Annotated in this window: 13 protein-coding genes; 10 read left to right on the top strand and 3 right to left on the bottom strand. The window is 41.0% G+C overall.

Annotated elements, in window-relative coordinates; translation table 11 throughout:
* Positions 1–40 precede the first annotated feature (40 nt).
* The 3 genes from astD to KO525_RS16805 are packed head-to-tail and all read right to left on the bottom strand — an operon-like array spanning position 41 to position 3,827.
* The gene (gene astD / locus KO525_RS16815) at positions 41–1,510 is read right to left on the bottom strand and encodes a succinylglutamate-semialdehyde dehydrogenase (protein WP_215965000.1); all 1,470 of its coding nucleotides are present in this window, start codon (positions 1,508–1,510) and stop codon (positions 41–43) included.
* A gap of 32 nt (positions 1,511–1,542) precedes the next feature.
* Positions 1,543–2,592 (bottom strand): arginine N-succinyltransferase, encoded by a 1,050-nt coding sequence (gene astA / locus KO525_RS16810; protein ID WP_215964999.1) that lies wholly within the window; start codon positions 2,590–2,592, stop codon positions 1,543–1,545.
* A 29-nt stretch (positions 2,593–2,621) separates the two neighbouring features.
* Positions 2,622–3,827, bottom strand: coding sequence for an aspartate aminotransferase family protein (locus tag KO525_RS16805; RefSeq protein WP_215964998.1), 1,206 nt, complete (start codon positions 3,825–3,827; stop codon positions 2,622–2,624).
* Positions 3,828–3,980: 153 nt separating this feature from the next.
* Between KO525_RS16805 and KO525_RS16800 the strand changes: the two genes are divergently transcribed.
* From KO525_RS16800 to KO525_RS16755, 10 genes are all read left to right on the top strand, one after another.
* Positions 3,981–4,409, top strand: coding sequence for an Lrp/AsnC family transcriptional regulator (locus KO525_RS16800; RefSeq protein WP_215965154.1), 429 nt, complete (start codon positions 3,981–3,983; stop codon positions 4,407–4,409).
* Between the two features lie 120 nt (positions 4,410–4,529).
* The gene (locus KO525_RS16795) at positions 4,530–6,806 is read left to right on the top strand and encodes an ABC transporter substrate-binding protein (protein ID WP_215964997.1); all 2,277 of its coding nucleotides are present in this window, start codon (positions 4,530–4,532) and stop codon (positions 6,804–6,806) included.
* A 41-nt stretch (positions 6,807–6,847) separates the two neighbouring features.
* The gene (locus tag KO525_RS16790; protein WP_215964996.1) at positions 6,848–7,102 is read left to right on the top strand and encodes a hypothetical protein; all 255 of its coding nucleotides are present in this window, start codon (positions 6,848–6,850) and stop codon (positions 7,100–7,102) included.
* A 371-nt stretch (positions 7,103–7,473) separates the two neighbouring features.
* Positions 7,474–8,709, top strand: a complete 1,236-nt coding sequence (locus KO525_RS16785; protein ID WP_215964995.1) for an NADH:flavin oxidoreductase/NADH oxidase family protein — start codon at positions 7,474–7,476, stop codon at positions 8,707–8,709.
* 228 nt (positions 8,710–8,937) lie between these two features.
* Positions 8,938–9,744, top strand: coding sequence for a putative hydro-lyase (locus tag KO525_RS16780; RefSeq protein ID WP_252736651.1), 807 nt, complete (start codon positions 8,938–8,940; stop codon positions 9,742–9,744).
* A gap of 6 nt (positions 9,745–9,750) precedes the next feature.
* Positions 9,751–10,497, top strand: a complete 747-nt coding sequence (locus KO525_RS16775) for a 5-oxoprolinase subunit PxpA (RefSeq protein ID WP_215964994.1) — start codon at positions 9,751–9,753, stop codon at positions 10,495–10,497.
* Positions 10,498–10,557: 60 nt separating this feature from the next.
* Positions 10,558–11,289 (top strand): 5-oxoprolinase subunit PxpB, encoded by a 732-nt coding sequence (gene pxpB, locus KO525_RS16770; RefSeq protein WP_215964993.1) that lies wholly within the window; start codon positions 10,558–10,560, stop codon positions 11,287–11,289.
* A complete protein-coding gene (locus tag KO525_RS16765) occupies positions 11,286–12,254 on the top strand; it encodes a biotin-dependent carboxyltransferase family protein (protein ID WP_215964992.1) in 969 nt (322 codons plus the stop codon). Before pxpB ends, KO525_RS16765 begins: the two co-directional genes overlap by 4 nt.
* Before the next feature lie 3 nt (positions 12,255–12,257).
* Complete coding sequence (locus KO525_RS16760; RefSeq protein ID WP_215964991.1) at positions 12,258–13,124, top strand: glutamate cyclase domain-containing protein; 867 nt, start codon at positions 12,258–12,260, stop codon at positions 13,122–13,124.
* Positions 13,121–13,990 carry an aminotransferase class IV gene (locus KO525_RS16755; RefSeq protein WP_215964990.1) on the top strand — a complete coding sequence of 290 codons (870 nt, stop codon included), beginning with the start codon at positions 13,121–13,123 and terminating at the stop codon, positions 13,988–13,990. Before KO525_RS16760 ends, KO525_RS16755 begins: the two co-directional genes overlap by 4 nt.
* Positions 13,991–14,788: the final 798 nt, after the last annotated feature.

Raw genomic sequence — 14,788 nt, 5'->3', positions numbered from 1 at the left:
TGTGTCCTTAAATCCGGAAATATTAATTAGCTAAATTAGGTTAAATAGATAAGCCTGGCGACAAGGTTGCCGGTAAACTCACTTCTGTTGCTTCTACCGATGCGACTGGGTAGGCACAGTAGTCAGCAGCGTAGTAAGCACTCGCTCTGTGGTTGCCACTGGCACCTATACCACCAAATGGCGCTGCACTTGACGCACCTGTGGTCGGTTTATTCCAATTTACAATACCAGCTCGAATGTGTTTGAAAAACAGATCGTAATCATCTTGCGAATCACCAATAAAACCGGCTGACAATCCAAACGACGTATTATTCGCTTCATTAATGGCTTGGTCAAATTGAGTATAACGATATACTTTTAAAAGTGGTCCAAAGTGTTCTACATCTGGCAGTGGATTGGCATGTGTAACGTCGATGATCCCTGGGGTTACAAAGCCGGTATCCGTATTTGTGTGCTGCAATTCAACTAATACTTTACCACCAAGTTCAACAATTTTCTGCTGGGCAATTGCCATCCCTGCAGCGGCTTGTTTTGAAATCATTGAACCAAAAAAAGGTTGATGTTCGGCGAATGGGTCGTCAATTTTGATGTTATTTGTAGCGTCAATTAGCTTGGCTAAAATCGCATCGCCATTGGCACTTTTTTCAACAAACAATCTGCGAGCACAGGTACAGCGCTGTCCCGTCGTAACAAATGCCGATTGAATAATGTCATGAACGGCAGCGTCGATGTTTTTCACATCTTTAACGATAAGCGGGTTATTGCCACCCATTTCCAATGCCAAAATTTTACCTGGGTAGCCCGCAAACTGCTCGTGTAACAAATGTCCAGTGGCTGAGCTGCCGGTAAAAAACAAGCCGTCGATACCGATATGAGACGCCAAAGCCTTTCCGGTTTCGACCTTGCCCTGCACAAGATTTAGTACACCTGCAGGTAGCCCCGCTTGTTGCCAAAGGCGAACGGTTTCTTCGGCGACTAACGGTGTTAAGTCCGATGGCTTAAATACTACGGTATTGCCAGCAATAAGCGCTGGCACAATATGTCCATTTGGTAGGTGGCCTGGGAAATTATAAGGACCAAATATCGCTACGACACCATGTGGTTTGTGACGTAATTTTGCAGTTGCCCCCGGAATGTCATTGGTCACTGAACCCGTACGTTCATTGTAGGCCTTGACCGAAATGGCAATTTTACCCACCATTGCACCGATTTCAGTTTTACTTTCCCACAGTGCTTTACCCGTTTCCTGAGCAATAATTGCAGCGAGGTGATCGGTATTCTCTTTTAACAATTCAGCGAAGCGGGTAATGATAGAAATACGTGCGTCGAAGGTCATATCTGACCAATCTAAAAATGCATGACGCGCCGACTTAACAGCGACATCAATTAAGTCTGCACATGCTGAAGCACCTTGCCATATGCGAATGTCATTGGCGGGGTTAATCGAATTGAAAATAGGGCCGGTGCCCGCTTGCCACTCACCATTAATGTATTGAATTGCTTCTGTCATTGTATTTCCTAAATTCATTGTGATGGGGTTATTTACAGCACCAAAATACGTAAAGAGTCACCTTGTTGCACGGCCAACGCGTCAGCCATTGATTGTGAAACCAATACCATTGTTTGGTCAGCTTCGGTATGTAAAATTATTTGCTGGGTAAACGTGGCCCTAAATTGCTCAACATGAAGGTTACTAAGTCCGTAAGTTTTTGCATTTGGATCAATATTGGTTGGGAGTTGATCGTCTGCACAAATAGTGACGGTTGCCAAAAAGCTGTTTTTTACCGATTTAATCTGCGGTAATTTAGCTTCAACGGTAGGGCCTGCGTCAAACAAGTCCACGTAGCCTCTAGGTTCAAACCCTTCTTTTGTTAACAAACCTAAAGCGGGTTTGGTTTTGTCATGAACTCGACCAATAACTGCCTGCGCTTCAGGGCTTAACATACTTGAGTAGATTGGGTGTTTGGGCATCAGCTCAGAAATAAATCCCTTGTTTCCTAAGCCAATTAAATGATCAGCCATAGAAAAATCGATACCAAAAAAGTGTTCTTGTAACCATTGCCAAAACGGCGAATTACCCTGTTCGTCAGACACGCCACGCATCTCAGCAATAATAGTGTTAGAAAAACGCTCAGTGTGATCCGCCATAAACATAAACCGCACTTTTGATAATAATCGTCCGGCACGGGTTTTACGGTAAGCTTGCTCTAAAAACAGTGTGCATATTTCAGTTGCACCGGTGTAATCGTTACATACGGCTAACGTATCTAAGCTTTTATAGATCCCAAGTTGTTTAGAGTGGTGAACAATTTTACTCTGACGGTAGTGGTACAGGGGCACACTTAAGCCAACAGAGGCTTCGATGCCCGTTGTTCCAACAATTTTTCCAGTCTCGGTATCTTCGAGAACAAACAAATAGCTTTCTTCTGCACGTTGGGTAAAAGGGGCGTTAATGCTATTTACCGCCCGTTCTATTTTTTCCATCAGACGCGCATCGTCAACTGGTAATGAGGTAAACCCATAACCTGAATTGATGGCAATTTGCTTCAGGCCATCAAAGTCAGTTTTTTGAATTGGTCGAACAATTAACATATGAGTTACCTATTTTCGCGATATACGTATTAGCTATTTACTATGTTTGCAACAGCTTGCTCAAATCGTTCTAGTCCTAATTGAATATCTTCAAGTTCGATGACTAACGACGGCGTAAAACGGATCACATTTGGTCCTGCAATTAAGCACATCATTCCGTTGTCAGCGGCCGCCATCAAAAACTCTTTTGCTCGGCCTTGGTATTTTTCGTTCAGTGCCGCGCCAAGCAATAACCCTTTGCCACGAATTTCGCTAAAAATATCAAATTTGGCATTTATCGCGTTTAGGCCTTCACGAATAACGTGTTCTCGTTGTGAAACACCATCTAATACGGCTTTTGTGTTAACAGTATCAAGTGCTGCTTCAGCTACTGCACAGGCTAGGGCATTACCACCGTAGGTTGAACCATGTGTGCCAATTTTGAGGTGTTTTGCAATCTCAGTGGTGGTCAACATCGCAGCGATTGGGAACCCACCACCTAATGCTTTTGCCGTTGTCAAAATATCAGGTGTCACACCTAAATCTTGATACGCATATAAGTGACCTGTGCGGCCTACACCGGTTTGCACTTCATCAAAGATCATTAACGCATTGTGTTTGTCACACAGTGCACGAACACCTTTAATAAATTCTTGTGTTGGTGAAATGACACCACCTTCACCTTGCAATGGTTCTAACATTACAGCACATGTCTTGTCTGAAATTAGTGCTTCTAGAGAAGCTAAATTGTTGTACTCAGCGTGTGAAATACCACCTGGTTTTGGCCCAAACCCGTCAGAATAAGCCGCTTGACCACCAACAGTAACAGTGAAAAATGTACGACCATGGAAGGCTTTATCAAACGCGATGATTTGATCTTTTTCTGCACCGTAGTTATCTAAGGCAAAACGACGTGCTAATTTTAATGCGGCCTCATTTGCTTCGGCGCCTGAATTGGCGAAATAGACTTTTTCGGCAAAAGTCGCTGCACATAGTTTTGAGGCTAAACGAAGAGCGGGTTCGTTAGTCATCACATTAGACAGATGCCAAATTTTTTCACTTTGTGTCTGCAGCGCATTTACCAAATTAGGATGACAATGACCTAAACAACTCACCGCGATACCACCGGCAAAATCGACATATTCTTTGCCATTTTGGTCCCATACACGAGAACCTTTACCTGATACTGGAATTATGGCCGCTGGGGCATAATTTGGGACCATAACCTGGTCGAATAAATCTCTTGAAACCTTCATGTAATTCCCCTTGAAGCAAGGCTGTATAGCCGTTGTTTGTTATTCAGTCTTATTGATATTTGTCTATTATGTGGATTAGTGATGTTAAAATGCAGCGTCAAATGGTTAAATGTGATCATTATTTTAGTCAAATTAACGGGTTTAGTTGTCAAAATGCTAAGTGAACAAGAGAGAAAGCTATTATTACTGCTGCGTGAAAATGCTAGAATGAGTGTGTCTGACTTGGCAAGGGCATTAAATTTGTCTCGCACAACTGTGCAAAATAGGATCACTAAGCTAGAAGAAACAGGGGTGATAAAAGGGTATTCCGTCGAATATGGTAGCGACTTTTTATCAGACCAAGTTATGGCCCACGTGCATATCAAAGTAAAACAACAATTGACTACCAAAACGTACATTGCATTAAAGCAGTTTTCTATGGTTGCTGAGTTATACGCGATAAGCGGTGAATACGACTTAATCGCTGTCGTACAAGCAGAGTCGCTAAGTCAGTTAAATCAAACCTTGGACAATATTGGTAATCTCAGTGGCATTGAGCGCACAAACTCTTCCGTTATTTTAGAGACTAAATTTAAGCGTTAGTGTGACCAAACTGTCATTGAATTAAAATGTGTTAAATCACTAATTTTTAACTAAGCTTATGTAAATTGGTAGTTTACGCCACGTAAGTGTGGCTAATTCACTTTGAGTCGAGATAAGTTAATGAAGTTTTTTTCTATCCTCGTAATTTTGATTTTTTGCTCCCCTCTGGTGGCTAAAGAAAAAGTAACATTACAACTAAAATGGTTTCATCAATTTCAGTTTGCTGGTTATTACGCAGCACTTGAGCAAGGCTATTACGATGAAGTTGGATTGGATGTTGAAATACGAGAACGAGACCGAAATACGTCACCGATAGATGATGTTATTAAGGGTAAAGCAAACTATGGAATATCAGACTCGAGCATTGTTGTTCAGCGTATGGCAGGCAAACCTGTAGTCATTGCCTCCACTATTTTTCAAGCAAGCCCGTTAATATTTATGTCATTGGCTGATAAAGGCATTACAAGCCCTTACGATCTGGCCGGTAAACGCATTATGTTTCAACGAAGTGTTGATGACGCGCCTCTTCTTGCTCTTTTAAAAATGTTTGGGATCCAAGCAACTGATTATCAATTTGTTAAACACAATTTTAACGATGAATCTCTCATTAATGGCACCACTGATGTTATGTCTGGTTATCGGTCAAATCAACCGGTTAAATACAAAGAGCTTGGCCATGAAGTTAATATAATAGACCCGAGCAGCTACGGTGTAGATTTTTATGGTGATCTTATATTCACTACAGAAGACGAAGTTAAAAACCACAAAGGTAGAGTGAAAAAATTTGTTTCAGCGTCAAGATTGGGATGGATATATGCGCTGGAACATCAAGAGGAAATTGCAGATCTAATTATTAACAAATATGGTTCTAAAACGGCAAAACCACTATTACTTCAAGAAGCAAATGAAACTGCAAACTTGGTTAAACATAAATTTGTAGAGTTAGGCACGGCATTCCCAAACCGATTTAACAGTATCGCTGAAACCTATAAAGATTTAGGCATGGTTGGCAAAAGCAGTACGATAGATGGCTTGTTTTTATCCGAATATGAATTTTCTTCGTTTAAAGTTGATAATCGCTATTTATATCTTTTGATCTCAATTTTGATAGCGGTGCTTGCGTATTCTTATCATCAAAAGACGTTTAACAGACGACTTAAACGATTGGTAGAAGAGCAAACGATTGAGCTTGAGCAGAACAATAATAAATTGCAGGAAAATTTAACCTTATTGGAATATAGCAATCGTGAACTGGCGCTAGCAAAGCAAGCAGCAGATAAGGCGAGTAGTGCTAAGTCGTTGTTTTTAGCAAACATGAGCCACGAAATAAGAACACCGATGAACGGCATTTTAGGTACCTTACAATTACTCAAACAACAACCTCAAAATGATGAAAGTAGCCAACTACTCAGTGATGCGTCATTGTCATCCAGAGCATTGCTAACCATCATTAATGACATTTTGGATTTCTCTAAAATTGAGGCTGGCAAATTAAGTATTGAAAATGTGCCATTTGATTTAAATGCCATTTTACAAAGTGTTGAAAGCTCCCTTAAACCAGATATTGAAGAAAAAGGTTTACAGTTTAATATCGAGAAAAAAGACAGTTACCTTCGCTATTGGTCGGGAGATTCAGTTCGAGTTAAGCAGATATTACTAAATATTGTTTCCAATGCGGTCAAATTTACTGAACAAGGCGCAGTAAATATTACATTGGCTAAGTCGGTCCAAAATTATTTAGAAATTAAAATATCCGATTCGGGTATTGGAATGTCTGACCAACATCTACATAATTTATTTAGTCGCTTTGAGCAAGCAGACAAATCGACCACTCGCAAATTTGGTGGTACCGGTTTAGGGATGGCCATTACCAAGAGTTTGGTTGACATTATGAATGGCACAATAGATGTTAAAAGTGAGTTAGGGAAGGGGACCGTATTTACTATTTTATTGCCACTTAAACATGTTGAACAACATGAAATAGGGGCAAAACATGAACCCAAACTAACCTTGCCTAAGCTAGAAAAGCTCACTGCAATTCTTGCTGAAGATAACAAAATAAATCAGACCATATTCTTGTCCATGATGAAAGGCACTGGGATCCAAATACGCGTTGCAAATAATGGTCAAGAAGCCGTTGATTTGGTGGCCGACAGTGTTCCTGATGTGATTTTTATGGATATTCAAATGCCGATAATGGATGGTATGGAGGCGTGTACAATCATTAAAAAGTCACACCCAGAAATTAAAGTCATTGCTGTAACTGCTAACGTTATGGATGAAGATATCGAAATGTATTTCGCGGGGGACTTTGATTACTATTTAGCAAAACCTATCGAACTTTCTCAGTTATACCAAGTATGTAATGAATTAAATAATGAGCTTGATGTTAGATAAGTTGGCAATAATATTTAAGTTAAACTTACGGGACTTAAATTATGAAAACTCCTAAAAATGTAGGACTGAACGATACTTTTATTACGTTAGTCCAAGTCGCAAAAGAAGATCCCACGGTTCAAGCAACGCTGGTGAGAATATTGTCATTACAACCAGAGCTTAGGCAGACTGCGATAAAACAGCTTGTTGGCCAACTTGAAGCAAGTCAAGCTACAAAAGAATTTGTCGTTGCATTGGTATATTTACAAGACGATGACATTGCTAATGCACTTTTTGTCGAGCTTTCAAAAACCTGACAGATCCTAAACGAGAAGTTGATTAAACTCACAGTCGTTGTTGACTGATATACCTCACTAGCTCAACTGTTAAACATTCACCGTTAGCTTATGTAGCACTTAATGTATTTTTGGACGTTAAGCATGTTGTTTTTCTGTCGCTTGATTTGCGCTATCATGTCGCCTTGAAAGCGTCGAGTTGAGCCGTTATGTCAGTTGCTTTCCACTAAATGAAGCGAGTTTGTCGTAATAACGAAAAGCAGACGTTGCGACACTTGATAATTTGGATAGCTCCCCAATCTTCATAGTTTACCCAACAATATGTTGAATCTAAAGTTAGCTTTAACTTTAGAAAATTCATCAATCAATTATTCACTTTAAAGAGTCTATTTATGCCCAACCGAGTTGATCTATTTTCGTCGTTTACGTTACCAAGCGGTTTAACGTTAAAAAATCGAGTCGTTAAGGCCTCGATGGAGGAAGGGCTAGGAAATGGACAGCAATTACCAGACAGTGAAATATTCAAATTGTATCAGACATGGAGTGAAGGTGGCGTAGGCACGATTTTAACCGGAAATGTGATGGTAGACCGTCTAGCGATGACCGGCCCAGGCGGGATCGCCCTAGAACATAATACTGACCTACGTCCTTTTGTAGAATGGGCACACAAGGGTAAACTGAATGGTGCCCGACTAATCATGCAAATTAACCATCCGGGTCGTCAAGTATTCGCTAACATGGAAGGTAACGTATTGTCACCGTCCGATGTGGCGTTAGATCTAGGCAAACACAGTAAATTGTTTGGTCAACCCAAAGCAATGACCGAAGAAGACATTACCGACGTGATCAATCGCTTTGTTACGACCTCAAAACGTGCATATGATGCTGGGTTTGATGGGGTTGAAATTCATGCCGCACATGGATACTTGATTGCCCAGTTTTTGTCTCCACTGACCAACAAACGGCATGATAAGTGGGGCGGAGAAATTGAAAATCGAGCTCGTCTTTTATTCGTCATTATCGAACAAGTTAAAGAAGCAGTGTCGTCACACTTTAGCGTCTCAGTAAAACTTAATTCAGCCGACTTTCAACGTGGCGGTTTTGATGTTGACGACGCCGAGTGGGTTGTTAAAAAGCTGTCAATGTTAGGCCTAGATTTTGTCGAACTTTCCGGTGGTAGCTACGAATCACCTGCGATGCAGGGTAAAACTGCAGATGGTCGTACCTTGCAAAGAGAGGCATACTTTTTGGAATTTGCAGCGAAAATTGCTAAAGTGACAGACCTGCCAATTATGACAACGGGCGGGATTAAACGGTTGCCAGTTGCTCGACATGTTGTCAATTCAGGACCGCAGTTAGTCGGAATTGCAAGTGCATTCGCCTTTGTTCCAAACTTAGTCGATAGATGGCAATTAGATTCTCAATTTATTGCACAAACAAAAGTTGTTCGTTGGCACGACAAAACATTAAGCGGTTTAGCAAATATGGCATTAGTGACAAGTCAACTGCGTCGTATAGGTAACGGCAAGAAGCCGAAAACCAATGCATCTGGGATTTGGACGTTACTTATTGATCAAATTAGAAAACGCGCATTAACAAAACGTTATATTGCTAATAAATCTGAATAATGGCTGTATCGATATATCTACGGAATATAGTTAACAATATGTTTTGTTAAGCCTTAAATAACTAATTTTCAGTAGGCAAATTATTGTCTTAGTCTTAATATAGCCTTAAGCGGTTATATGAACTGTCGCAACAGCCTCCCAAAAGACGAATGAATAGTGTAGAGGTTTGTTTTTCGTGTTTTTTTAGTTCTTTGTAACTAGGAAATTAAGTTAATAGGTAATAAAACGATGGCTAGCTCAATAAATATGGACCAACTTCATCCTGCACAAATCCGGAAAATGATCCGTGATGGTGAATGGCAAACACATACTTCTGGTTTAGCGAATGGCTATGTTCAATGTAATTTGGTGATATTGCCTGAATCAGACGCTAACTTTTTCCTGCGTTTTTGCCAGCGTAATCCAAAATCCTGTCCAATAATTGCTATGTCGTCTGAAGTCGGTTCTCCATTTGTTGATGTTGGTGGTGAAGAACCAATCGATATTCGCACAGATTTACCTATGTTTAAGATATTCGAGAAGGGCGTCGTTGTCGATGAGGTCCCTGATATCTGGTCGGTATGGCGAGATGATTTAGTCGTCTTTTTGTTAGGGTGCTCATTTTCGTTTGAAGAAGCTTTATTGGCTGATGGCATCGAAATTAGAAACATTACCGAGCAAGTAAATGTACCAATGTACAACACTAACATTGCCAATAGTGCTGTTGGGCCTTTAGGAGGCCAATTGGTTGTTAGTATGCGACCTATGTTAGCGGCTGATGCAATTCGGTCTGTTCAGATCTGTAGCCGTTTTCCGAGTGTTCACGGTGCGCCTGTTCATTTTGGTGACCCAAGCTTGATTGGAATAAAGGACATTGCAACACCTGATTATGGTGATGCGGTAACGATTAAAAAGAATGAAGTTCCGGTGTTTTGGGCATGTGGTGTCACACCTCAAAATGTTGTACGAGAAGCCAAACTCGATTTTTGTATCACTCATAGTCCGGGCTGCATGCTGATAACGGATATTCCTAATAGCAAACTTTCGGTTTTATAAATAAACATGACAACAAAATTAAAATTAAATTGTGATTTAGGTGAGAGCTTTGGTTCATGGAAAATGGGACTAGACGACGCTGTCATGCCGCATATCGATATGGCTAATATTGCCTGTGGTTTCCATGCAGGTGATCCAGACGTGATGTTTAATACCCTGTTGTTGGCAAAGAAATACAATACAGTTATAGGTGCGCACCCCTCGTATCCAGACCTGCAAGGGTTTGGTCGGCGCTCGCTAAATTGCAGTAAGCAAGAAATTACCAACATGGTTGTTTATCAAGTAAGTGCTTTGATTGGGATGGCTTCGACGCTCGGTTTGACAGTAGAATATGTCAAACCTCACGGTGCGTTATATAACGACATGATGAAGGACAGCGCAATTCAAGACGCAATATGTTGTGCCATAAAATTGTTAAATCAGTCGGGACATTCGTTAAAACTCATGATGTTAGCAACCAAAGATAACGCTAAGCATGCAGACACGGCCGCACAACAAGGTGTGTCTTTACTATTTGAATCTTTTGCAGACCGTCGTTATACCGATGAAGGCACTTTACAACCTAGAAGTGAAAAAGGTTCAGTGTTGGATAAGGACGAAATTCTCGTCCAAGTGCGACAATTATTGAACGCTCAGGTAACCACTGCAACGGGTAATCAACTCGCTGTCAATTCAGATACAATTTGTGTACATGGCGATAATGAAGCCGGTGTGAGTTTAATCGCTGACATTCATAAACTATGTAATAGCTAAGTCGTTTATATTGTTCCAACTTTACTTTACAAACACAGAAAAGCAGGGCACTTAAATAAAATGTCTGACAATTTAATTCGAGTTGAAGTCGCGTCTGAACGCGCGTTGATAGTTTATTTTGAGCAAGAACTATCAACTAAACTGGCCGCTATTATTAGCCTTTTTTGCCAGCAATTAGATCAACATCGTGGTGCGTTAACCTTAGAGGTGATCCCATCTTATACCTCTGTGCTTGTCCAATATTCACCATTTGAAACAGATCATTTTGCCATCCAAAAGTTAATATCCAACGTGTTCGAACAATTAGAGACGCAACTAGGCGATACGTTAAACTCGAGTCCAACAGATTTGGCTGAAAATAAAGCCGCAAATGTTGTAGAGTTGCCAGTATATTATGGCGATGAAGTCGCGTTGGACTTAGAACGTATTGCGCTTCATCATAACTTGTCGAAAGAACAGGTGATTGATATTCACTGCGAACAGTTGTATCGAGTTTTTGCCATCGGTTTTGCCCCTGGATTTGGATACTTAGGTGAAGTCGACAGCCGTATTGCAATGCCTCGGTTAGAAACCCCACGGATGACAGTACCAAAAGGCGCTGTAGCGATAGCCGATAGGCAAACAGCCATTTATCCAGCGGTTTCCCCAGGTGGTTGGAATATTATTGGACGTTGCCCAATTGCTATGTTTAATCCTGCAACTGTACCCCATATGCCTTTTTCGGTTGGTGATAGCGTTAAGTTTAAAGCCATAGATAAAGTGCAGTTTGTGGAACTAGGAGGCGAATTATGACAGCAGTTATCGCCAACGGATTTGTTGTAAAACAACCGGGCATGTTAAGCCTTATCCAAGACGCAGGACGTTTTGGTCAACACCATTTAGGGTTAACCGAGGGTGGACCGGCTGATAAAAACGCATTTGATTGGTGTCATCGACTTTTAGAAAACGTTAATAATGAAACTGCAATTGAAGTCTCAATTGGTGGTTTGATTTTGCAAAGTCACTGCCATACAACCGGTTGTATAACCGGGGCGAATAATGTTGTGAAGAAAAATGGCAAAGTGCTACCACTTTGGCAAACATTTGAAATTGTCCCTAACGATGTTATTGAATTTGGTTACGCTACAACTGGTGTTCGCAATTATTTTTCTGTCGCTGGTGGTTTTCAAATGCAACCTCAATTTGGCAGTTGCGCAACGGTTGTCCGAGAAGGTATCGGTGGTATAAATGGCAAAGCACTCACCGCAGGCGATAATTTAGCGACAATGAGTAATAAAAATAAACGGGTTTGTTCTTTGGCAAAATCCAAACAACCTAAGTATTTAGATGCGGTTCAGTTACGTATTGTTTTAGGCTATCAACTTGACTGGTTTACAAACCATCAAGTTCAACGATTTTTAAACGCCAGTTATGAAGTTAGTAAACAATGGGACCGTATGGGCTACCGGTTATCGGGGGCAAAGATTTCCGCTAATAAAACCGCCATGTACTCTGAGGGCATAGCACTAGGTAGCGTGCAAATTCCGGCAGATGGTCAACCAATTATTTTATTGCACGATAGGCAAACCATAGGCGGGTATCCTAAAATTGGAACCGTTTTATCTTTAGACTTAGACCGACTCACTCAATGTAGGCAAGGCGCCAAAATAACATTTGAGTCGATTTCTATCGAGCAAGCGCACAATGCCTTACATTTGGCGAAATTCAATTTTGAAAATACGTCGGTGGTGAAAGCTAACGATGTAGCGGGTAGTTAGATTATGAAAAAAACGTCGAAACAAATTAGTTGTGAGATTGAAGATAGGCTAGTGGCCCTAGATGTTAGGGGAATGCAGTTTGCTCAGCGTTGTTTGTCAGAAGGGTATTATTACCGGGCGGCTAAATTACTGAACAAAGTAAATGGCACAGTGTTAATTGGCACTGGCTTTCCAATTGATGACACCTATGAAACCGATGGGCCGGTTGGGGCGATAGTGCTTTATCAAGCGCTTAAATCCTGCGGCATGTCGCCGATTATTGTTTGCGGAGACCCCCTATATTCCGCATTGGAACCTGACTTCGACTGTCTAAAATTGCGAGTTGATGATGATATAAACGCTAAGTTTGTAGCGCAATCAGCATTGGCAGACATTGAACCTGATTTGATCATCTCCATTGAACGCCCTGGTAGTACGGCGGATGGCACCTACCGCAATATGTTTGGGCTCGACATTTCATCAAGATGCGCCAGATTTGATGATTTTATTCTATATGCTTCTTGCCCTACAATTGGCATAGGCGATGGGGGTAATGAAATTGGCATGGGGAATATTGCCAATAAGCTGGCTAAGCTAGACATTCATGCGTCGACCACTCGATGTGATGAATTGTTAGTGGCAGATGTTTCTAATTGGGCAGCATACGGTTTATTAGGAATGTTGGGAGTAATTCGCCACCAAGATTATTTGGCGAATGTAAATCCAAAGGCAATCTTGCAATACTTATCAGACCGTGGAAGTGTCGACGGCGTAACAAAGCAAAATACATTAACCGAAGATAGTTTAAGTTACACAGAAGGGTTGTCGGTGATAGCTGACATTCGCGCCTTATGTGGCAATATTGAAAATAAAGCTCAGGAAACAATATGAATATCGTATTTTTAAATGGTGAATATATGGCGCCAAACGAAGCAAAAATATCCCCGATGGATCGTGGCTTTTTGTTTGGCGATGGCATTTACGAAGTTATCCCGAGTTACGGTGGTAAGTTTGTTGGTCTGGAATTGCATTTACAACGCATGTTCCAAGGATTAGCGCATATTGATTTGGAGCACCATTTCACTATTGAAGAGTTTAATGGCATTTGTGAACACTTGGCAATGCAAAATGGCGCTGGCAACTTAGGGATCTATATTCAAATATCTCGAGGCACTTCACCTGTTCGTCAGCACGGATTTACGGATGACTTAGTACCAACCGTATTTGCGTATGCTTTCGAAATTCCGCCAATGCCAGATGCAGATGACAAAAATCGTCATTTTTATAAAGTGAATACGCAAGTTGACGCGCGTTGGCAAAAACGTCATATAAAATCGACGTCTTTATTAGGCAACGTTTTACATTATCAAAATAGTAAAGACGCTGGATTTGACGAAACGTTGTTATTTAACGATGCAAATGAGCTTACCGAAGCGGCTGCTTGTAATGTCTTTATTGTAAAAGACAATGTTATCTATACACCATTGCTTGATAACCAAAAGCTTCCTGGTATAACCCGCGCAATGATCATTAATATTGTTAAACAATATAGTGATATTTCATTGGTTGAAGGCGTTATTACCCGTTCAGAAGTAGAAGCTGCGGATGAAATTTGGATAACAAGCTCGTCAAAACAAATTGCGCCAGTTTGTCAGCTTGACTCAGCACCAGTTGGCAATGGCAGCGATTATCCGGTTTGGTATCAAGTACAGACGTTGTTTTCGCAGCATATGTTTGACGATACAAGTGTAAGTTAAGTGCGGTAACACGGTATTTTAAGGAAAAACGTCATTCCAATTAAACAGAATGGCGTCATTCCTAATAACACAGAAAAAACCGTCATCCCCTAGCTTGTAATATGAGTCGAGCCACAGCGACATTAGGGATCTCCAACCGATTGCAGAGGAAGTCCATAATTAACATTAAATTGACTCATAATTTCAGAACAAAAACCGTCATTCCAAAAGAGCGGAGCGATATTTGGGATCTCCAACCAAGTGCAGAGGAAGTTCATAATTCGCCTTGCAGGCTGCGCCTTTCTTTGCCCTGCGGGCAGCTATTTCGACTGCGTCGACCATACTTTTTGCAACAGCCGCTCTTTGTATCTAAGAGCATGTAGGCAAAAAGGCCGCTTTCGGCCAAATCCCTAATTCTTAATTGATATTTATATTATCCTCGAAGACGGAATGTACGCACATCCCTTGCAACGGCGTCCCTGCCGTTCACTTCGAGATATAAATCTCAACTAAGGGGGATTTAGACGAAGTAATCTGTAGCCTGAACTTTAAGTGTAATAGTACGTTGTTTTGAATAAAACCGTCATTCCTAATAAACAGAAAAAACCGTCATTCCAAAAGAGCCTAAGCGATATTTGGAACCTCCAACCGAGTGCAGAGGAATGTCATATTTCGCCCTAAATTGACTCATAATTTCAGAACCAAAAACGTCATTCCAAATCAACAGAAAAAACCGTCATCCCAAAAGAGCCACAGCGATATTAGGGATCTCCAACCAAGTGCAAAGGAATGTCATAGTTCGCCTTGCAGGCTGCGCCT

It is taken from the genome of Psychrosphaera sp. B3R10 (assembly GCF_018861025.1).
GTDB classification, from domain to species: domain Bacteria; phylum Pseudomonadota; class Gammaproteobacteria; order Enterobacterales; family Alteromonadaceae; genus Psychrosphaera; species Psychrosphaera algicola.
This window is presented reverse-complemented; position numbering and strand designations above follow the sequence as displayed.

Bases quoted from the DNA above. Each gene is read 5' to 3' on its own strand.
- astD (WP_215965000.1), bottom strand. From the start codon at position 1,510: ATGACAGAAGCAATTCAATACATTAATGGTGAGTGGCAAGCGGGCACC.
- KO525_RS16785 (WP_215964995.1), top strand. From the start codon at position 7,474: ATGCCCAACCGAGTTGATCTATTTTCGTCGTTTACGTTACCAAGCGGT.
- KO525_RS16775 (WP_215964994.1), top strand. From the start codon at position 9,751: ATGACAACAAAATTAAAATTAAATTGTGATTTAGGTGAGAGCTTTGGT.
- KO525_RS16805 (WP_215964998.1), bottom strand. From the start codon at position 3,827: ATGAAGGTTTCAAGAGATTTATTCGACCAGGTTATGGTCCCAAATTAT.
- KO525_RS16800 (WP_215965154.1), top strand. From the start codon at position 3,981: ATGCTAAGTGAACAAGAGAGAAAGCTATTATTACTGCTGCGTGAAAAT.
- KO525_RS16760 (WP_215964991.1), top strand. From the start codon at position 12,258: ATGAAAAAAACGTCGAAACAAATTAGTTGTGAGATTGAAGATAGGCTA.
- pxpB (WP_215964993.1), top strand. From the start codon at position 10,558: ATGTCTGACAATTTAATTCGAGTTGAAGTCGCGTCTGAACGCGCGTTG.
- KO525_RS16795 (WP_215964997.1), top strand. From the start codon at position 4,530: ATGAAGTTTTTTTCTATCCTCGTAATTTTGATTTTTTGCTCCCCTCTG.
- KO525_RS16780 (WP_252736651.1), top strand. From the start codon at position 8,938: ATGGCTAGCTCAATAAATATGGACCAACTTCATCCTGCACAAATCCGG.
- KO525_RS16765 (WP_215964992.1), top strand. From the start codon at position 11,286: ATGACAGCAGTTATCGCCAACGGATTTGTTGTAAAACAACCGGGCATG.
- KO525_RS16755 (WP_215964990.1), top strand. From the start codon at position 13,121: ATGAATATCGTATTTTTAAATGGTGAATATATGGCGCCAAACGAAGCA.
- KO525_RS16790 (WP_215964996.1), top strand. From the start codon at position 6,848: ATGAAAACTCCTAAAAATGTAGGACTGAACGATACTTTTATTACGTTA.
- astA (WP_215964999.1), bottom strand. From the start codon at position 2,592: ATGTTAATTGTTCGACCAATTCAAAAAACTGACTTTGATGGCCTGAAG.